17 protein-coding genes are annotated in these 20,006 nt (G+C 41.8%); 2 read left to right on the forward strand and 15 right to left on the reverse strand.

From position 1 onward, the window contains the following. Positions 1-4 precede the first annotated feature (4 nt). The 6 genes from sufU to C170_RS12695 all read right to left on the reverse strand — a co-directional run bounded on the left by sufU (position 5) and on the right by C170_RS12695 (position 5,296). Positions 5-436: a Fe-S cluster assembly sulfur transfer protein SufU gene (gene sufU / locus C170_RS12670; RefSeq protein WP_017689537.1), complete on the reverse strand. Its 432-nt coding sequence runs from the start codon at positions 434-436 to the stop codon at positions 5-7. Beyond that, entirely contained in the window at positions 426-1,646 is a 1,221-nt protein-coding gene (locus C170_RS12675; protein ID WP_017689538.1) for a cysteine desulfurase, read from the reverse strand. Before C170_RS12675 ends, sufU begins: the two co-directional genes overlap by 11 nt. Beyond that, on the reverse strand, positions 1,643-2,947 hold the full coding sequence (gene sufD, locus C170_RS12680; protein ID WP_036609929.1) for a Fe-S cluster assembly protein SufD: 1,305 nt from the start codon (positions 2,945-2,947) through the stop codon (positions 1,643-1,645). Before sufD ends, C170_RS12675 begins: the two co-directional genes overlap by 4 nt. A gap of 25 nt (positions 2,948-2,972) precedes the next feature. Then, positions 2,973-3,755 (reverse strand): Fe-S cluster assembly ATPase SufC, encoded by a 783-nt coding sequence (gene sufC / locus C170_RS12685; protein WP_036609931.1) that lies wholly within the window; start codon positions 3,753-3,755, stop codon positions 2,973-2,975. A gap of 379 nt (positions 3,756-4,134) precedes the next feature. Beyond that, positions 4,135-4,710 (reverse strand): DUF1802 family protein, encoded by a 576-nt coding sequence (locus C170_RS12690; RefSeq protein WP_017689541.1) that lies wholly within the window; start codon positions 4,708-4,710, stop codon positions 4,135-4,137. A gap of 124 nt (positions 4,711-4,834) precedes the next feature. Further along, entirely contained in the window at positions 4,835-5,296 is a 462-nt protein-coding gene (locus tag C170_RS12695; RefSeq protein ID WP_017689542.1) for a Dps family protein, read from the reverse strand. Positions 5,297-5,592: 296 nt separating this feature from the next. On the opposite strand from C170_RS12695, the gene mtnK reads away from it, so the two are divergent. Then, on the forward strand, positions 5,593-6,810 hold the full coding sequence (mtnK, locus tag C170_RS12700) for an S-methyl-5-thioribose kinase (RefSeq protein ID WP_036609933.1): 1,218 nt from the start codon (positions 5,593-5,595) through the stop codon (positions 6,808-6,810). Positions 6,811-6,833: 23 nt separating this feature from the next. Continuing rightward, positions 6,834-7,907, forward strand: coding sequence for an S-methyl-5-thioribose-1-phosphate isomerase (gene mtnA / locus C170_RS12705; RefSeq protein WP_036609936.1), 1,074 nt, complete (start codon positions 6,834-6,836; stop codon positions 7,905-7,907). 106 nt (positions 7,908-8,013) lie between these two features. On the opposite strand, the gene C170_RS12710 is transcribed toward mtnA, so the two are convergent. The 9 genes from C170_RS12710 to C170_RS12750 form a co-directional block, all read right to left on the reverse strand. Continuing rightward, positions 8,014-8,316 carry a YunC family protein gene (locus C170_RS12710; RefSeq protein ID WP_017689545.1) on the reverse strand — a complete coding sequence of 101 codons (303 nt, stop codon included), beginning with the start codon at positions 8,314-8,316 and terminating at the stop codon, positions 8,014-8,016. 215 nt (positions 8,317-8,531) lie between these two features. Then, complete coding sequence (locus C170_RS12715; protein WP_036609939.1) at positions 8,532-8,792, reverse strand: hypothetical protein; 261 nt, start codon at positions 8,790-8,792, stop codon at positions 8,532-8,534. A gap of 145 nt (positions 8,793-8,937) precedes the next feature. Beyond that, positions 8,938-10,884: a CBM96 family carbohydrate-binding protein gene (locus tag C170_RS12720; protein WP_162158968.1), complete on the reverse strand. Its 1,947-nt coding sequence runs from the start codon at positions 10,882-10,884 to the stop codon at positions 8,938-8,940. 23 nt (positions 10,885-10,907) lie between these two features. Continuing rightward, the gene (locus tag C170_RS30040) at positions 10,908-13,013 is read right to left on the reverse strand and encodes a hypothetical protein (RefSeq protein ID WP_051447144.1); all 2,106 of its coding nucleotides are present in this window, start codon (positions 13,011-13,013) and stop codon (positions 10,908-10,910) included. A 47-nt stretch (positions 13,014-13,060) separates the two neighbouring features. Continuing rightward, entirely contained in the window at positions 13,061-14,326 is a 1,266-nt protein-coding gene (locus C170_RS30045; protein ID WP_051447145.1) for an SPRY domain-containing protein, read from the reverse strand. Between the two features lie 57 nt (positions 14,327-14,383). Further along, positions 14,384-15,817: a hypothetical protein gene (locus C170_RS12735; protein WP_036609946.1), complete on the reverse strand. Its 1,434-nt coding sequence runs from the start codon at positions 15,815-15,817 to the stop codon at positions 14,384-14,386. A gap of 59 nt (positions 15,818-15,876) precedes the next feature. After that, entirely contained in the window at positions 15,877-17,076 is a 1,200-nt protein-coding gene (locus C170_RS30050) for an SPRY domain-containing protein (RefSeq protein ID WP_051447146.1), read from the reverse strand. 65 nt (positions 17,077-17,141) lie between these two features. After that, on the reverse strand, positions 17,142-19,316 hold the full coding sequence (locus C170_RS12745) for a hypothetical protein (RefSeq protein ID WP_162158969.1): 2,175 nt from the start codon (positions 19,314-19,316) through the stop codon (positions 17,142-17,144). Beyond that, on the reverse strand, positions 19,316-20,002 hold the full coding sequence (locus C170_RS12750; protein ID WP_036609950.1) for a hypothetical protein: 687 nt from the start codon (positions 20,000-20,002) through the stop codon (positions 19,316-19,318). Before C170_RS12750 ends, C170_RS12745 begins: the two co-directional genes overlap by 1 nt. Positions 20,003-20,006 lie beyond the last annotated feature (4 nt).

Consider the following 20,006-nt stretch of genomic DNA (forward strand, 5'->3'; position numbering starts at 1 on the left):
ATCGTTATTGTACTTTGTTCTCTTCGTCAATCCCTTTGCGTAATGCATTCCAGGCCAGAGTGGCACATTTGATGCGTGCAGGGAACTTGTTCACACCGGATAGGGCTTCGAGATCTTCATAATCGTCGAAATCGACTTCTTCACCTTTCATCAGTGAGGAAAAACGGTTAGCGATATCGAGTGCTTGTTCCATCGTTTTGCCTTTGACGGCCTCTGTCATCATCGATGCAGAGGACATGCTGATGGAGCAGCCTTCACCCGTATATTTGGCTTCCTGGACGATTCCGTCTTTCAGCAAAATTTGCAGTGAAATCCGGTCGCCGCACGTTGGATTGTTCAAATTCACCGTGACAGCGTCATTATCAAATGTTCCGCGGTTACGCGGGTTTTTGTAGTGGTCCATTATAACACGTCTGTACAGATCATCAAGTTGCATCGCCAAAATACTCCTTTGTCTGGATTAAGGCGCTGACAAGCCGATCTACATCTTGTTCGTTATTGTATAGATAGAAGCTGGCACGAGCTGTTGAGCTAACTTCAAGCCAGCGCATTAGCGGTTGACAGCAATGGTGTCCGGCACGAATGGCTACTCCACTCGCATCCAGCACGGTTGCCACATCATGCGGATGAACATCCCCCAGATTAAAGGTAACAACACCCACATGCCGCTTGGCTGGGCCATAGATGGTTAACCCATCGATCTCGGCCAGTCGTTCTGTTGCATAAGCTGCCAGCACACTTTCATGATGTGCGATCTCATCCATACCAATCTGCTCCAGAAAATCAATGGCAGCTCCCAACCCTACCGCACCTGCGATAATCGGGGTTCCACCTTCGAACTTCCAGGGAAGCTCTTTCCAGTTGGATTCGTACAGACCCACATCATCAATCATTTCACCACCGAACTCAATGGGTTCCATGGACTCCAGCAGCGCCTTTTTGCCGTAGAGTGCACCGATTCCGGTTGGTCCGCACATTTTATGACCGGATAATGCATAGAAATCACAGTCCAGATCCTGAACGTCCACCTTCATGTGAGGTGTGCTTTGTGCGCCATCAACAACGATGACAGCACCATTGCGGTGTGCAATTTCAGCAATTTGTTTCACTGGATGGATCAGACCCATAACATTGGATACATAAGCGATTGCTACAATTTTAGTATTGTTCGTAATCGTCTTCTCAACATCAGCCAATTCAATATGACCGTCAGGCTGAAGCGGAATGTATTTCAATGTTGCACCTGTCTCCTTGGCAACTTGCTGCCAAGGAATCAGATTACTATGGTGCTCCATTTGCGTGATAACAATTTCATCGCCTTCTTTGCAATTGGCGCGGGCGTACGATGAAGCCACCAGATTGAGGGCTGTCGTTGTCCCGCGAGTAAAGATAATCTCCTGTGTACGGCGGGCATTGATAAACTTGGCTACCTTCTCACGTGCGCCTTCGTAAGCGTCCGTTGCACGGCTTCCAAGGGTATGAACACCTCGGTGTACGTTGGAGTTCTCATACTCATAATAATGTTTGACTGCTTCAATCACAGCATGAGGCTTCTGTGAAGTTGCAGCACTATCTAAATATACGAGCGGGTGTCCGTTAATTTCCTGGTGGAGGATCGGGAACTGCTCGCGAATGGACGGGTTCATTGTCCCAGCTTCTTCTCAATCAGGGACTGCAATTGGGTGCGCAGTGCTTCCAGAGGAATATCCGCCACCACCGGAGCCAGGAAGCCATAGATGATCAGGCGTTCGGCATCCGTACGGTTAATTCCGCGCGACATCAAGTAATGAATCTGCTCGGCATTGACTTGACCAACAGAAGCCGCGTGACCTGCTGTTACATCATCTTCATCAATAAGGAGGATTGGGTTCGCATCTCCACGTGCTTTAGGGCTCAGCATCAACACTTTCTCTGTCTGCTGTCCATCGGCTTTGGTAGCGCCTTTCTCAATCTTCGTGATGCCGTTGATGATTGCAGAAGCTTCTTCACGCATAACTGCACGTGTAATCATCTGGCTTGGTGTATTCTTGCCGAAGTGACGAGCTTCTGTGGTGTAGTTGATTTTCTGCGAACCGGAACCTACAGCGATGACTTTGGAATCAGAACTTGATCCATTGCCTTTCAGCACGGTCATCGTGTTGCTTGCTGTGTCGCCATTGTTCATTTCGCCTACAATCCACTCGATGGAAGCATCATTCTCCAACACTGCACGACGGAATGAAACATCAGTTACATTCACACTCAGTTGATGAACCGATGCGAAACGTACTTTAGCACCGGATTTTGCGAATACTTCCACAACACCATTATGGAAAACAGGTGCGGACAATTCGCCAGATACATAGTTATCAACATAAGTTACTGAACTGTTTGCTTCTGCAACAACAAGCACGTGAGGTGCAAACGTTGCAGATGCGTCATCCGTAAGCAACACTGCTTGCAGTGGTACTTCGATTTCGACATTTTTCGGAACATACAGGAAGACCCCGCCATTCCAAAGTGCCGCATGCAATGCAGCGAGGGAATGCTCATCCGCTTTCACTGCTGTGTTCAGATATTGTTTTACCAGATCGCCATGTTCGCGAACCGCTGTAGCCAGATCCGTGAAGATAACTCCTTTTGCTGCCAGATCAGCAGACACCTTGGAGTAAACCGTACCGGAATTGCGCTGGATAACCAGACTGCCTTCAGCTTGATCCTGAACCAGATCTTTGATAGAAGCAGGTACTTCTGTCAAAGAAGAAATAGCTTCACTTGTTTTATATGTTCCGTACTCGCTGACATTCCAGCGTTCGATTTTTTGTTTTTCCAGTTTAGGAAGCGCAAGCCCGCTCGCAAGCTTTAAAGCTTCAAGCCGCTGTTCGGTCAACCAGCCGGGTTCATTGTTGCTTTCCGACAAGGCGCGAAGCGCTTCAGATTCAACCGGAAGAATTGTTTGTGTAGTCATTAATTAATCCTCCTCCGTTTTGTCTTTACGCTTCTTGGCCTACAGTTTCGTCTGTAATTCCCAGCTCTGCCTTTACCCAGTCATACCCTTCCGCTTCCAGACGGTGAGCCAATTCAGGTCCGCCGGATTTCACAATACGACCTTGCATCATTACGTGAACATAGTCAGGCGTAATGTAGTTCAACAGACGTTGGTAGTGAGTGATGATCAGGAAGCCACGGTCTTCGCTCTTCATAGCGTTCACACCGTCAGCCACGATTTTCAAAGCATCGATGTCCAGACCGGAGTCAATTTCATCAAGTACTACGATTTTCGGATCAAGCAGCATCATTTGCAGAATCTCGTTACGTTTTTTCTCACCACCGGAGAAACCTTCGTTCAGGTAACGGTGAGCGAACTCAGGGTTCATGTCGAGTTCTTTCATTTTACCTTCCATTTGACGAATGAACTTGATCAGGGAGATCTCGTTACCTTCGCCACGACGTGCGTTAATTGCACTACGCAAGAAGTCGGAGTTTGTAACACCTGCAATTTCACTTGGGTATTGCATAGCTAGGAAGAGACCTGCACGTGCGCGCTCATCTACAGCCATATCCAATACATCTTCACCATCAAGTGTAATTTTACCGTCTGTTACTTCATATTTAGGGTGACCCATCAACGCAGAAGCCAGAGTGGATTTACCTGTTCCGTTTGGTCCCATGATTGCGTGGATTTCTCCACCTTTCATTTCCAGGTTGATGCCTTTCAGGATTTCCTTACCTTCGATCGTCGCTTTCAGACCTTCAATGACGAAATTCGTAGCCATGTGTATTGTTTCCCTCCATTGATTAAATTGATGTTTACTGTCGAAAAAGAAAAAGCGCCTATTATATCTGAACAGGGCTTCCCCTGAATTTCTCCTGTACTCGAATCTTCAAAGCAAGAACACTTTAGAATAATTCTAAACTGATTCTCAATGATAATCAAGTCATTTCCTAAGAACCTTTGTCCCTTGCATGAAACCTTATTCTTTCTGATTCTATAGTAAAAGACAAATTGAATCAAATCAGAAAACATCTTAAGCACAAATGCACAGTGAGAAAAATCACAGCAATTCAAGCTTTTATGCCATCTGCTGTACACTAATCTAAAAAAAGGACTCATCCATATTATGGACAAGTCCCTCCGTTAAATAACGTTACCATTTACAATTTGAGCATCTCGTTAATCTTCTGTACCTGTTCGTCAAAATCCGCAACGTCCACCACCGGCGTCATTTCGCGCGGCACCGGACCATTCGGAATAGAAATCCATGAACGGCAACCATTATATTCAGGCAGTACGGGGATTTCCATCGGTTCTTTCAAAAGGTACACACGTAAAATCAATACATGGAGCGGATCTTTACGTTTCCATTTCAAACGGTCTTCGGCAAAATCCGCTGTCCACATATGAAAGTCAAGAAGTCGATCCAGCATCTCCTGATCTCGTATCTCCAGATCCTGCGTTACTTCGGCATATGCAGTAATACGGATTGTCGAAGCTTCGGGCACCCATTCGGCCAGTGATTCTTCAACATAGGATTGATCCGAGGACTTAATCAGTTCTTTACGCTGATGTTCATAAGTCGGATACAGATAAAACGCTGGACTTTTCAGCTCAAAATGTCGGGTTTCCTCTACAATCCCGCCTTTGCGCATCACCATAATCTGGCGACCCGTTTCCAGTGCTTTGATTGCAGAAGCCCATTCTTTTAAAGCCGGTATCGTTGGTTCTAACATAAGCGGTCCCCTCCCCTATCGTTCTTGTCAGCAGTATAGACGCTCAGGGCGTTTCTGACAACATGATCCGGGCTCAGAAAGCTTACGTAAGAGACCATTTGTATTAGGCAAAATCTTACCTATATTAACCCAGGAAAGAGCGAAGCATCCACATGTGTTTCTCCAGGTCAGCCTTGAAACCTGTCAGCATATCGGATGTTGGTTGATCTTCAGCTGCATCTGCAACTTCGATACCTTCCTGATATTCATTCGAAAGTGTAGCGAAGTCCTCGATCAGGTTTTGCACCATTGTTTTTGCGTCTTCTCCGCCTGCTGCTTCCTGGATAGAGGAAAGCTCCAAATACTCTTTCATTGTAGCCGCCGGGCTACCTTTCAGCGTAAGGATACGCTCTGCGATTTCATCCATTTGTACTGTAACTTCGTTGTAGAACTCTTCGAATTTCACATGCAACGTGAAGAAGTTAGGTCCTTTAACGTACCAGTGATAGTTATGGATTTTAACATACAATACGTTCAGGTTAGCTACCTGACGATTAAGTACTTGTTCCACCGATTTTGCTTGATCTGTTTTGTTTTTTGTAGCCATATTAATCCCATCCTTTATTTAAAATTAGTCTGTCATGCCATGATAAGCAGGTTGTCCCGCAATGCATAACAGAGAGTTAATAATGTGTCACCACATGTAGTGGAGAGGCTTGTTAACGGCGTTTCTCTCAACCGTCCAGCCTATTTGTTTTTACCCTTGAACCGGAAGTTCGAATCAGGATCGACTTGACTTGTCTCAAAAAAAAGTTCAAAAACCGCGTTATTTCCGATATACTGACATATACCAAGCAAAGAAGTGGGTTTTCCTGTTTCTTCATATATATGGAGGTGGCACCTTTGTCCCAATATCGCCCGTTTACCCCCCAGGATGCAATTGAACTGGCCAAAACATTACCGGGTCCATTTGCGGCAGATGCGAATCTGGATTGTCACGAGATCGGCGATGGCAATCTGAATTTGGTATTCCACATCACCGATCAGAACTCCGATAAAAGTATCATTATCAAACAGGCGCTTCCTTATGCGAAAGTGGTTGGAGAATCCTGGCCGCTCTCTCTGGTACGTGCCCGCATTGAACGTGAGATTCTGCAGGAAGAGTATCGTCTGTGTCCAGGGATGGTACCCGAAGTGTATCATTACGATGATGACCTTGCGTTAACGGTTATGGAAGATCTAAGTGATCATGTGATCATGCGTAAAGGCCTGATCGAAGGTGTTTCCTATCCTCTTTTTGCACAGCATATTGGGGAATTCATGGCAAGAACGCTGTTCTTCACATCCGACTTGGGCATGGATCAGCAATTGAAGAAGGAACAACAGGGCAGATTCATTAATCCGGACCAATGCAAAATAACGGAGGATCTGATCTTTGATGAACCCTACCGGATCGCTGAGAAAAATAATTATGATGTTTCCATTGAGGACGAGGCTGAAGCCCTCCGCACAGATGGAGAACTTCACCTTGAAGTGGCCTTACTACGGGAAAAATTCCTGACACATGGGCAGGCATTGCTTCATGGAGATCTGCATACAGGCAGTATTTTTGTTACACCTGAATCAACCAAGGTCATCGATCCCGAATTTGCATATTACGGCCCCATGGGATTTGATGTCGGTGCAGTCCTTGCGAACCTGCTCTTGAATTACGCATCCCTGCCAGGATGGATTCAGGATGAGACTGCTTTGCGTGAGCGTGAGACGCTTTTGCTGAATATGGTTCGTGATGTATGGACTGAATTCGAATCTCGTTTCCGTGCCCTCTGGGTTAATGACCTCGTTGATCCGATGGCAAAAACGCCAGGGTATCAGGATCTATATGTGCAACAATTGTTCAGAGATTCCATTGGCTTCGCAGGTGCCAAAATGGTTCGTCGTATCGTGGGACTCGCTCACGTGGCGGATATAGATACCATTCCAAATGCGACTGAACGTGAACATGCTCAGCGTAAATCATTGGCCATTGGTAAAGCATTGATCAAGAACAATCGTCGCTTGAATACCATCGGCGAAGTACTGGATATTGTATCCACAGCTGTTACTACTACTAAGGTTTAACATAAGGAACGGAGGAACCACCCATGACAACCCCTGAATATCAGCCTCTGTCCTCTCTCATCTGGAAAAAGGACAAGCTTGAAATGCTTGACCAGCGTCTGCTGCCCGAAACGATCCTCATGTTGAAATTGTATACACCCGAGGAAGTATGGGAATCCATCCACTCCATGAAAGTGCGCGGTGCTCCGGCGATTGGTATTGCTGCTGCATTTGGTGTTGTATTGGGTGCCAAATCATATGACGGAACAACCGTTCAAGGTTGGTTGGATCACGTAAAATCCATATGTGCTCATCTGGCTACTTCCCGACCAACAGCGGTGAACCTTTTCTGGGCACTGGATCGCATGATGCAAAAAGCAAATGAGGTCGTTGAATCCGGCCTGAGCCTGGATGAGGGCAATGATGCTCTTGAAGTAGAAGCTCTGTTGATTCAGAAAGAAGACGAAGAAGTATGCCGCATGATCGGTGAGAATGCACTGCCATTGTTCGAAGATGGTATGGGTGTACTCACTCACTGTAATGCAGGTGGACTGGCTACTGCGAAATATGGTACGGCAACTGCTCCAATGTATCTCGCACAGGAACGTGGCATTCACCTGAAGGTATTTGCAGACGAAACTCGTCCCGTACTTCAAGGTGCACGCCTGACTGCATTTGAGTTACAGCAAGCCGGCATTGACGTTACGCTGCTCTGTGATAACATGGCAGGCATGGTGATGTCCAAAGGCTGGATTCAAGCCGTTATCGTCGGAACTGATCGTGTTGCTGCGAATGGCGATGTAGCTAACAAAATCGGAACATACAGCGTGGCTGTGCTTGCCAAAGCTCACAATATTCCGTTCTATGTAGCCAGCCCATTGTCGACCATCGACTTGTCCACTCCATCCGGGGACCTCATTCCAATTGAGGAACGTGCTGCGGAAGAAGTCACTGAAGGATTTGGGAAACGTACAGCACCGCAAGGTGTTAAAGTATACAATCCAGCATTTGATGTAACGCCTAACGAATATGTAACAGCTATTATCACGGAAAAAGGCGTTGTTCGCGCTCCTTTCCAAGAAAACCTGGCTGCCTTGTTCGCGAAGGAAGAAGCTTAATTTAATAGAAAGCGTTCGTGTGTATAGAGGTGGGAGCTACGATGTGCCAGGCTCTGTATTACGGCGTTAAATAAGGGCTTCCCATAGGGAGCCCTTTTGTTAGTGCTTAGATCATTTTCAACAAAGCCTCTACACCCGTCATGCCAACCGTAATGCCCATGGCCTCGGCTTCTGTTGTCACCGACTCCATAGGTGCATGCAACAATTGCTCCAGTGTACGCACACCAACCGCCCGAGCTGCAATAATTTTGCGATCCCCGAGCTTCTCATTAAGTAATCCCACGTCGAGTGCTCCGCACATGATATATCCTTTGGATGTGTTAATGGTCAGCAACGTTGTTTTGGGCAGCTTGACTTCTACCCCAACTAATACATGTTCTCCAACTACAATAGGCTCCATCGTCACCATAATTTCCCGATCCACCTCCTCTTCCACAGGTCACGATAATTGTATGCCTCATTCTGGATTGTCGTGTGGACACCTGCCGTGTTTGAGAAAATGTAGGTACTTACAGTTCAAATACAATGTTGGTAATTCTCTTCGCAGACTTAGATAGGAGGGATATGCTTTAGTTGAAATATAAAAAGCCACCCTCACCCAAGGATGGTCAAAGTGGCGCTAACTTAAAACGTATGCTCATCATTCTTTAATCGCCTTATCTCCGTTAACTCTCTTCTAATTCCTAGTACACGTCTATGAAGTACACTGCGGTCTATTGATTCAGCTACCGACTTTTTGAACTGGACATCCAAATCACTTAATTGCTCCTGAGCTAGTTTCTTTTTATGTATTGGTTTAACTTGAATTTTTGTAGTTTCAGGCTTGATAGGCTTCAATCTTTTCTGCTTCATAATCTGTTCAAATACGCTGTCCTCTTGACGCATGCTCTTCATTCCTTAATATGTGATGAACACATTGTATCATAACGAGAAGATGACTGTTACATAATAAAGTACAGATGCTTAGAGTTGGGCAAATCCTAAACGCAAAAAAAAGAGGGCCTACGCCCTCTTTGATGATGTACTCATTTTATAAAATGTAAAAATACGCTTGATTTCCTGGACTCTTCACAATTACTGTGGTCACTAAATCACCGGCATCCCGTTTACGGATACTTGTGATCGAATCCAATTCTTCATTTGCAATAACTCTTGGTCGGATATACGCAGCCAGATCAGGCTTGGAAATTGTCATTTCAGTAGCCATATCGACAATCTGTCTCACATCTACTGTAGACTGCATATCCTTCCAATCTCGCACCTGAAGATAGCTATCCAAGTATTCTCTTTCCTTGATACTAATGTGTGCATCCAAAACATCCATATACTTGACCTCAATGCTGGAAAGCACATCAGGTCTTGAAATATATAATTGCCCAAGCTGTTCTGCCAAATAAGGAATCTCAAGACTGCCTGCCCTCTCATCATGATCTAATGCTCTGACTTGAAGAACACTATTCAGATCAGGCTTATTAACCTTAATCTCTGAAATCACAGTCGAATCACCGTCGTACATGACCGTAAGCAAAGACCCCAACGTTGAAGTTGCTTTTATATAATTGGAGACTTCCAATGAAGCATGAAGATCTGGTACGGATACAATTAAACTCGTATCCCGTCCATCATCGAGCAGCTGTGATATCGTTAACGTACTGACTAGAGACATTTGTCTATCTACCGTAATGACTGAAGGCAAGTCAGGATGAGACACTGCGATTTCTACAGTTTTTTCGTCGTCTAGACCTGTTCTAACGGCAAGATTACCGTCTGTATCCTTAGTTGTTCGTATAGCAGTAATGAACTGCGAATGAAGCTCGGGCTTAGAAATAGAAACCCATGTTTCCTTCTCTTCTGTCCTACTTTCAGCAATAGAAATGTTCGAATCCAGTTCTGCATCTATACGTTTAGCTACTATCAGATCTACATCCACGTCCGGACGGCTGACCGCGATTACTTGAGGTATATCATGATGCATGTGATCCTGATAACGGTGGACGTACAACTGAGATTTGAGCCAGTCCAGCCCAATATCACTGTGTACAACTAACGTTGAAGCTATATCCTTGCGACCTGCACCATAAATAAAAACTTCACTTTCAATTTCGGTTCGACCGATGGAATAAATTTGAGAAGTGATATATTTGATCTGCAAAACAGGTGGTTTGGAAGACTCACGAGTGTTGAAATAAATCGGCGTGTTGCCGCTAGACTGAATAATCATTCCAACATTTGAAAGAATACCTTCTCTCCACATTTGAAGTAATGCCATCATATCAAACTCAACATAACGTTCAGTCGTATTCAGGATATAACTGGACGATAAGAGCTGAATGGAATGAGGTCTGTTCGCATACGTAATCCCGTACTCACGCCACAACGTATCCGGCTGATGCAGCTCAATGTGTGCTCCAGGTGCCAAGGTTCCTGTGTAATATAACCTCAATTTAGCGTCTTCCAGATATAACAGATCAGGTATTCTAGTATCCAAATCACCGAAATGTATAAACGATTCGAATTGCTCTATCTCGTCTCTACCGATCATCATACGCTGTGTATCACCAAAGTTGAGCGTCTGCAGGTGAGTTTGGCTTCGTGTGGTCGCATCAGCAACAGGCTTAAGATTAACAGTTACACGCGGTGCTTCCAGTAATTCATATTTGCCGTGTGCACGGTTATGTGGTCGAACGTACAACATGCCTTCAAGATCAACTTTGGATGCCGCTTGAATGGTTGCGCTCAGATCCCCTTGCGACCTGTACATCACATATAGCGAATTGCTTAATTCCTCTGACCGTCTGACACGTACGGATACACTAGAGACGATCTCGGACACTTTTCTTGTAGCAGCTATTAGGGTTGAAGACAGTTCTTCATCCACCTGATTGTACAGAATATACTTTGCTATAAAACGATTTTCCGGACTTTTAATATGTATATAACTATCTAATAGAGTCTCCCCGTTATTAATTCCACTCACTTCCTGTCTCATTGTATTGAGAGCTACACCCGGTCTGCTGTGACCTTCATTTCAAAATTGCCATTAGGATTCGGCTTGGCATGAATATCCGTTGCGATACGAATATAAAAATCGATGCTATCCTCCGGTTGAATCAGACTATAGGTCAGATAATCGATTGGAAGAAACGGGTCGGCCTGTCTGGATAATTGGACTTCAACACCATCCGTTTCGAATTTCTTATCCATCTCCAGGTAAACATGATCCACAGCATAACCAAGCAAGTTTTTGATTCTGACTTTCTTTGTTAACGTCGTCTGTCCGGCAATGATCACCCCATAATCAAGTTGTTTCAAAATACCACCAAAGGTATCTGAAAGAAAATCTCCAGACTCGTCCATAAACATTAATCCTGAATACGATCCGATAAACTTGATTTCCCGTGAGTCTACGGCACCCCAATAATCCTGAAATTCAACCTTCAATGTATTCTCTACGCCAAAATTAACATTTCTCTCGTCAATATTGAGTTCAATATTGAATGGAGATGCTGCTAGTCGTGTAAAATTGCCATCCGCCGGATAATACGTTTTACCGTTCAACAAGACGCGGTATTTAACCTTGCCTTGATCTGCATCATCCAGCACACCTGTAAGTTTGTTACCAGAGAAGGTCAGGTCGATTGTGGCTGTGGTGTTTAACAGTTGCAGTGACATATCTCTAAACTCCACTGCATGTCGCGGTGCATCAACGACCATCTTCACTTCGTCAAGCGAATAGCTGTTTTCATAGTGCTTACTGCTATCGAAGTAGTAGGCAATTCGAGTTAGAGCTATTAGATCCTTTTCAGGGATGGCGTTGAGTGTGTCCAGGTTCATTCCTTTTCTTTTGAATAACGTTGTATCCTGGATATCCAGATTGAACCACTTATTGAACCGGTAAGTCTTCCATGTCAGCCCCGAGTCGAACGAAGCAGCCATTCTTAATATACCTTCCGGACTGTTCTCCGCTACTTTCGTAGCGACAACCTTTTTCACGTCTCCATATAACGCTATGTCTGTTGGTTGCACAATTAATTGCTCAAACGGTAGCGCGTTATACGTCAGCATCATGTCCCGATTACCGGCAATAACCTCTTCATCATTCGTCCACGTAACCACGTCAAAATCTCCCTCAAGTTCATCCAATGGGGAGTAGTTAGCCGTGATATTTAGTTCCGCTGACGTTTTGGATGGATCGTCCGTGTAGTATAGAACATCTACACTGTCACCCAACTCGTCGTATATTGTAAAAGGTTCGGTTTCGATTGTAATCGTTGATTCGGTTTGGTTGGGGTCATCGGTGTATTCAATGATTTTGATCTCTTTATCTTCCCATTCTTCCGCTAGGGTGAAGGGATCAGTTTCGATTGTTACCACCGATTCTGTTGCATTGGGATCGTCTGTATAATAAAGTACTTCAATATCCTTGTCTGCCCACTCCTCTTCGAGAGTAAAAGGTTCGGTTTCGATGTTAAAGGATGCATTCGAAACTCTTGAATCTGTTGTGTAATAACAAAATTCTATTTCGCCTACCAACTTCATCCACATGTCTTCTGGAATAGTAGTGATATCATCTATCCCGAATTCTTTATAATCATTTTCCGTTGGAATAGTATTCATCAGAGTTGCCCAGTTCGTACCATTGATATATTTATATTGATCGGCATGGAAGACTAGCGTTTTGTACAAGCCAGTAGCACCGAATTCACCAGAACTATCAATATCAATAGCATCAATCCATACAATCGCATTTTGATTATTCTTTATCTCAACAGTGTGAACTTTATTTACCATACCTATTTTTTCATAAGTAAGGACCTGATAAACTAACCCGGCATTCTGAGTTGTCTTTTCTTCCACTTCATCAATGAAAATGCTAATATCGCTACTGCCAGTAGTATATTGAGCGCCGATTATTCTAAGCTTTGTTCCTCTGAATGTAAAAGCAACTTTATCATTAGCAGTTGATGTGAATGTATACGTATTATTGTAAAAATCATTACTATTTCCCGATGTCCATGCACCTGAATAAGTAATAGCATTATTATTATTGTCTATTCTTTGCCAACCTGACTCAGCAAGCAGTAGTGCCTGTCCTATTGTAGCCATAATCCCATCTCCTTTCTAAATTTAAATCAAACAATCATTTCACATCGTTATGTGATTGTTGCTTTCTTGATTGGTATTTTTGTTGTATCGATTTTTTGTTTAAACACTTTGCCTGAACCTAATATATTACTACCAGTACTTTGATAAGAGCGATGTTTTAACATCAAGTGCATATCAATTTCTCCGTTTTTATCCTTTCCATGAATCAAAAAATTAGACTCAGACAAAGAGTCTAGAGATTTCACTCTTGGAAACTCTAATATTTCGTACATTAACAATTCTGCAACCTGTATTAAACTACCGCCATTATTACTAGTTATATTAATTCTATATATCTTAAAATTGGCTGTATTTTTGAATGAGAAGTTTCTAACCTCTCCAACTGTCCAATTCGTCTGATTTTCTTGCTCATCTAAAACAGTCCAATTAACTCCATCATTAGATCCTTCGAATGTCCAGTCTTTAGAATTGTTCTCAGCGGTATATCCAAGCAATGAATACTTCCCAATAACTCTAGACTGAGTAAACTCATACTGTAAATTTATTGGAAAAGATGCTGTTGCATACCATGTCCCACCAATATCTCCGTCAAATGCTCTATATGGAAATGATGGGATATTCGTGTTACTTGCACTTGCGATACCAGAAGGAGCAGTATTAGATGTCATCTTTGGAATGACAGTATTGTCGCTATATTTTAAGGTTGAAACTGAATAATACTTATCTTCTGATGAAATCAAGAATTTATTATGCCATTTGCTTTGTCTACCATCGTAAGAATAAAAACCATATGGTATATCGTAATCAAATGGAGTTGCACCAAAATTAACTGTGATAACTTTACTGGTTGTAGATTGACTCTTAATAAACGGATAAACTTCTCCCATTGATAATATGTTTGTGTGAGATACTCCTTGACTTTTCCCATTTATATAAAATTCCAATTTTCCTTCATCCAGATTAAGGGCAATACCGATTACATCCCCAGCCGCTGGTCTTGAACTATATGCTACATTTTCAGGAAATTTAGCTCCAGTTGCTGCATAAATAGTCCTAATATTTAACGCATTTCCACTTGTTCCATAGTAGTCAGGACTCGCGATGGGATAATTCATATTTGCGATCCCAACAAAAAACCAATCATGCCCAGTGTACTTAATCTCCCAATACCATTTTCCAGTAGTTTTACCATGTGTGGCACGAATATTCCCCGTAGTTGCAGTGGTCATAGTAACAGTTAAGTTCCCATTAGATAAGGTAGTTGTACCATTCTTATCAGTGGGACTTAGTGTTACATCTAAAATATCTCCCATTCAGCCATCTCCTTTCAAAACAAATAGAACACACCATATAGATGTGTCCTCATAAATTTAGCCTAATATAATCTTGTTTGCTTGATGCTTCGACCTGTCGATTGGTTGTCTGAAAAGTTTTCCTGAACCAAGAGACTGAACATCTTCAACTACATTTTGTATGTGAGATATGGAAGAATTTAAGTCAATTGCATCATTTTTATTCATTCCATACTTTATAAAATTAACATCCGAGGCATGTGGAAATTCCCGAACCAAACTTGAAGTGTATTGGTACATTTTTAGTTCTCCCACTATTGCATATCTCCATCCATTGGTAGCACTCCAATTCAGTCTATACATTTTATATTTTCCAATCTTGCTTTTATCAATATAATACTCTTTATCTGTGTATGCAGTTGTCCACGCTTGATTGGTTTGAGTGTCTAGAACATTCCAATTTACCCCATCATCCGATCCTTCAAATGTCCAATCCTTTGATAACGCTTGTAGAGTTGAGCTATCAGCGGTCGCACTTTGTACAGAGTATTTTCCGATAGTTATTGCTATGTTAAATTCATATCCTAAATGCCCTGTCATTCCTGCTCCATCTCTACTTGCATAGGTTGTTTGAGTTTTGTCGAACGATCTCCAAGCGCCCCTATCTGTTGAATATTCACTACTTGAAAAAGCTTTTCCTAGTGGTGTGACATTGCTAGTCATGGCAGGTATCACTGTATCTTGGCTGTATGACTCCGATCTTACAGAATAATATTTATCTTCTGCTGAAATCAAGAATTGATTAGCTGTCAGTTTGCTAATATCCAAACGAAAAATCTTGCTTCCGGGGCTATATACACCGACAAACAACTGATTATCTCTCGCTCCTAAACCTGTTAATCTAGCAGTGTTATACGTATATATTTGAGTAAATGTTAGATTTTCTGTAGATTTACTTATATCGCTAGAAACAAAAATCATATTATTGAAATACTGAGACACAACAATATGCGCTTTAGAAATCCCCTTTTTCCTATAAATAATTGCACCACTACCAGAAGTAGTTATAGGCATTCTATATGTGTTTATCACTACACCTGTGGAATATCTAGTGATATACACCATACCACCAGAATATGTTTGAAACACAATTAAGTCTCTCTCAAGGTCAACATCAAATGTTGCGGTTAGACTAAATCCATAACTTATAGTTCCTATCTTAATTACAGCCCCAGTTTCCTTGTCTATAGTTACGATGCATTCACTGCTATTGGAAACCATTAAATTTGTTCCATCTGTACCTATTGACCCATACTGATTTGCTGTTACACCACTAACATTAAACTCCCTTTTAACGGTATAGGCATCTGCATCAAAAACTCTAATTCTATAGGTAGTTACATTGTATTGTGATACAAATATTTCATTTCCAATAACGGTAATTCCCCAAGGAATGAATCCAGTAGAACTTACTGCATCAATAGCATCACCTAAAGCAACTATCTCTGTCATTAAACCATCTCCTTTCAAAATAAAATAGAACACACCCTATAGATGTGTTCCTCATGAATTTAGCCAAGTGTAATTTTATCTACTCGGCGTTTTGACATATCAATTGTGTGTTCAAAGGTTTTGCCTGAGTCATAAGTAGAAGAGTTGGATTCAATTGATTTAATTTTTTTAATAGCTGAGTTAAACTTCGAAAGTTCGCCACTCGAACCATAATTAGCAAAGTAATCTTCATTCATTTCATTTGAAATTACCAACTCATTATCAGTTTTTTCAAACAATTCAAACTCATCTATAGAAGGTTGCACTCCTGAAGATACAGTCGCTAGTATATTCAACCTATATTTCAAATACCCTGTTTGATTCCATACATCAATTTTTTTTTTGTTGCCAACCACCCAATCTATTATATCGCTTTGAGTATCTAGTACGACCCAATTAACACCATCATTTGAACCTTCAAAATTCCAGCTTTTTGGCGTATTTCCTAAGCTATCTGCTCTTGGTAAAAGTGCATATCTTTTAATGATCTTTACAATAGGGAACGAATACGCTATCCAACCTGTGTTTAACGATGATGCTATCCATCTAGTCATTGTGCTTTTATCAAATGCTTTGTATGCAAGATACGTAGAATTTGCTTCGTTACTAGCACTTGCTGCTCCACTTGGAGTAGTGTTGCTAGTCATGATGGGAAGAGAATTGTTGTAACTACCCAGAGTAAACCCATAGTATTTGTCTTTGGATGAAAGTAAGAATTTATGTGAGTAGACTGATGCGTAAGAACTATATCCTCTTGGTATGGCATATGAAAATGGAGTATACCCAAAATTTATCGTTGCTGTTCTGGAGAAAGATCCACCTCCAGTTCCAATCACAGGGAAAACCTCTCCAAGTGTTTTTAGATCGGTATGACTAATCCCTATGCTCACACCATTCTTATAAAACTCCAATGTACCATTGTCAGAATCAAGGGCTACACCTATAACCTCGTTAACATTCCATTTTGCTCCATATGGATCATACGATGGATATTTTGTTCCATTGTATGCCCATCTCCAATTTGCATTACTGGCTGGAGAGGTGCTACCAACTGGAAAGTTGCTGTTTGCAACTCCTACATACACAGCCGCATCCGATCCATTTAGCTTCACTTCCCAATACCACTTTCCACTGGTTTTGCCGATAGATGTTCTAATGCTCCCATTAATCGAAGTAAAGACAAGTGAACCGTTGGAAAGTCTAATGTCTATATTCTCCATATAGCTACCTCCTTTCTAAATATTATCATTATTTAAAAAACAAAAAGAAGTAGAGTATCTAAGCCCTACTTCACACTTACACTTGTTATTTCGAAATACTTTTTCAGATCGATTCTTTCTTTGAACAACTTGCCTGATCCTAGCGATTCATTGGCAGTCATAGTCTGAACGAAACTTTCGTTTTTTCTATCTAATACAGAGAGATCATCCATTCCGTCATTAATAAAAGTGTCTTCTGATGGTAAAGTTGCTGAAATTGTATTCCATTCTAAAGTTACAGTATCAAGCCTTTTATAGGCTCCATCATGTTTGACGAAGGATTTAAACATTGGCAAAGTTTCTAGTTCCACTAATGGTCTATATCCAGTAGCGGTTGAACTTGTGTTTGTTGCTATACTTCCGTTGTTGTTTGCTATGAAAGCATCTGCGGATGTTCCACCTCTTTGAACTCTTCTGTCAGTAAAAGAAGGGTAAGTAGTAGAAGTCCAACTTCTAGTGGTTCCACTCCAATTCCATACACCATTGCTTCCAGCAATGATTGCTCCATTCAGCGTAGAGCTAACAATATATTTATCCCACTCATTATCCTTATCCGTTGCGTTGATACCGCCTCTGAGTAATCGATAAAGAAAGGTATAATTCTTCTCTCCCAATTCCTTTTGAATGCCAAATACAAGACCACTACTGTTCAATGCATCCCATGAAATTGTGGATTGAATGTTCCTGTCTGCAATTAAAATTTTCTTTCCATTATATGCATCAGCAACAATGAAATAGAAGTCACCATTAGGCACACTTGGAACAGATGTTGTTGATATAAAGTCAGATGTTTGTTTTCCTATATTTTTAAACTCTCCTGCCACACCAGCGGTATTCGAAACATAGTTACATCTAATACGCTTACCAACTTCAAGTTCAGTAATACTTGTCACTTCGTCTGGATGAAATAACCGACCATCTGAGTCTATATCTACGGCATCAAGAGCCATAAAAGTAGTCGTTGATCCACTGGATTTATTCACCATTTCTACTCGATGTCTTGATTTCGGTAATCCCACAATTTCAACCTGAAGTACTTGTGCAAGTTCTGATCCTAGTTGTGAATGAGTCCCATGCAATTTTCCATCAACGTAAACTTCGATTAAATCACTTCGATTGGTATATCGTGCTCCAATTAATCTTAACTTAGTTCCTTCAAAGTCAAAGACAATCTTGTCTCCTATTGTCGAAGTGTAATTAGAGTATCCATTGTATGCACCCGCACCAACACCGTTAGTGAACCTTCCAACATATTTAATAGAAGATACACTATCATCATATCTCTTCCATCCTGCTTCGGGGGCGGTTAATCGCGAACCAACACTAGCTAAAAGTTGTCCATTATCATCAATGTCGATAGCATCAATATCCAATCTCCAATCTCCGTTAGTTCCGCTGATAAGCTTAACTTCATGGCCACCTAATGGTAGATTAGTTTTTTCATAGGTTAACCGTTGTCTTTCGTCTATTGTTGTTGCCATTCTTGCATTAAACTTTTCAGTTGCTCCATCAATGACCACTGAAATATCATCTGCAAAAGTCGAACCTATACTTGATATTAGTCTTAACTTGGTTCCGTAAAATTTAAATCTAATTTCGTTGCCGCCCATCCCTTTTGCAGAATAGTGATGGGTTGCATTGTACAGAGTTGGCGTTCCTGTTTGAGTTTGAAATATCCAATTCGCTCCAAGATAAGCAAAAGCATCGTGTGTATCGTCATACCTCTTCCATCCTGTTTCAGGGGAGGTTAGAGTGTGTCCATACAGATACCCCGTTTCATCAATATCTATAGCATCTAAAGTGAAATTTATACGATTATGACCTGTTGCAATAGTAACCGTGTGAAATGCAAGAGGTAATCCAGTCTTTTCATACACTATGGATTGCTGAAGGCTAGGGGAACCTACTGTACGAAACGCACTATACATCTCTGTTACACCATCTATCGTGATAGAGTTATCAGAATGCCTATCTGAGTAAAAGTCAGAGATAATCCTAAGCTTTGTTCCGAAAAAAGAAAATGTAACATAGTTATTGTCGACAGCTCGGCTAGTTACTCTTATACTGCCACCATAATAAACTGTATTGGATGGGGATGGGGTGGTCCAAGTTCCTGTATACTTTAAGCCAACATGTGTATCATCATAGCGTCTCCACCCTGATTCGGGTGCAACTAATTGATCTCCTAATACTGCCATCATTACACCTCCTTATATTCAAATACTGGACGAAAACCAATATAGTTTTGTGATGCCGAAGAACCTGTAAAAGCTACACCTCGATTGTCTGACCTTGATTCATATCCACGTACAATTCTTGAAGTATTAGTTGCACTTAATGATGTTCCAGCATTTGTAGTCCATGTGCCAATAGCTGGAGATTCTTTAGTCCAAGAAAAAACATTTAGATGATGCCAAACATTATCGTCATTGGGCTTTACCTTTCCACCCAAACGACCATTTTTGATATACACATCCCACTCATTAATTGTAGGGAATGCTCCCAATCCTAAGTCCTTCATGCTCAGTTTTCCATCTTTGTCTGCATATCCTACTCCACCAGATATACTACGGACAATTCCTGAGACACCACCAAAGGTTTTAGGCAAACCTTCAATAATCTTATTTGCATTCATTGAATCCCAAGTGACAGTATGATGTCTAATGCGATCAGAGATTAAAAGACCTTTGTCTACTTTAATAGCGTACCAGTAGTAGTTGTTTAAACTTGTAGTACCAACCAACCCATTTACAGGTATTTCGTTTATTCCTAGAGTGCCATCTATAAATTGCTCTCCAGAAGAATCATATCTCCATACAATATAGTCGCCAATCTCCATATCACTTATATTTGATCTCAATACGCCTATAGTCGCTGGAACTGCCATAAAA

The organism is Paenibacillus sp. FSL H7-689, from assembly GCF_000517905.1.
GTDB classification, from domain to species: Bacteria; Bacillota; Bacilli; order Paenibacillales; family Paenibacillaceae; genus Paenibacillus; species Paenibacillus amylolyticus.

Excerpts from the sequence above, each read along its gene's own strand:
- sufU (WP_017689537.1), bottom strand. The coding sequence starts at position 436 with ATGCAACTTGATGATCTGTACAGACGTGTTATAATGGACCACTACAAA.
- C170_RS12675 (WP_017689538.1), bottom strand. The coding sequence starts at position 1,646 with ATGAACCCGTCCATTCGCGAGCAGTTCCCGATCCTCCACCAGGAAATT.
- sufD (WP_036609929.1), bottom strand. The coding sequence starts at position 2,947 with ATGACTACACAAACAATTCTTCCGGTTGAATCTGAAGCGCTTCGCGCC.
- sufC (WP_036609931.1), bottom strand. The coding sequence starts at position 3,755 with ATGGCTACGAATTTCGTCATTGAAGGTCTGAAAGCGACGATCGAAGGT.
- C170_RS12690 (WP_017689541.1), bottom strand. The coding sequence starts at position 4,710 with ATGTTAGAACCAACGATACCGGCTTTAAAAGAATGGGCTTCTGCAATC.
- C170_RS12695 (WP_017689542.1), bottom strand. The coding sequence starts at position 5,296 with ATGGCTACAAAAAACAAAACAGATCAAGCAAAATCGGTGGAACAAGTA.
- mtnA (WP_036609936.1), top strand. The coding sequence starts at position 6,834 with ATGACAACCCCTGAATATCAGCCTCTGTCCTCTCTCATCTGGAAAAAG.
- C170_RS12710 (WP_017689545.1), bottom strand. The coding sequence starts at position 8,316 with ATGGTGACGATGGAGCCTATTGTAGTTGGAGAACATGTATTAGTTGGG.
- C170_RS12715 (WP_036609939.1), bottom strand. The coding sequence starts at position 8,792 with ATGCGTCAAGAGGACAGCGTATTTGAACAGATTATGAAGCAGAAAAGA.
- C170_RS30040 (WP_051447144.1), bottom strand. The coding sequence starts at position 13,013 with ATGGCTACAATAGGACAGGCACTACTGCTTGCTGAGTCAGGTTGGCAA.
- C170_RS30045 (WP_051447145.1), bottom strand. The coding sequence starts at position 14,326 with ATGGGAGATATTTTAGATGTAACACTAAGTCCCACTGATAAGAATGGT.
- C170_RS12735 (WP_036609946.1), bottom strand. The coding sequence starts at position 15,817 with ATGACAGAGATAGTTGCTTTAGGTGATGCTATTGATGCAGTAAGTTCT.
- C170_RS30050 (WP_051447146.1), bottom strand. The coding sequence starts at position 17,076 with ATGGAGAATATAGACATTAGACTTTCCAACGGTTCACTTGTCTTTACT.
- C170_RS12745 (WP_162158969.1), bottom strand. The coding sequence starts at position 19,316 with ATGATGGCAGTATTAGGAGATCAATTAGTTGCACCCGAATCAGGGTGG.
- C170_RS12750 (WP_036609950.1), bottom strand. The coding sequence starts at position 20,002 with ATGGCAGTTCCAGCGACTATAGGCGTATTGAGATCAAATATAAGTGAT.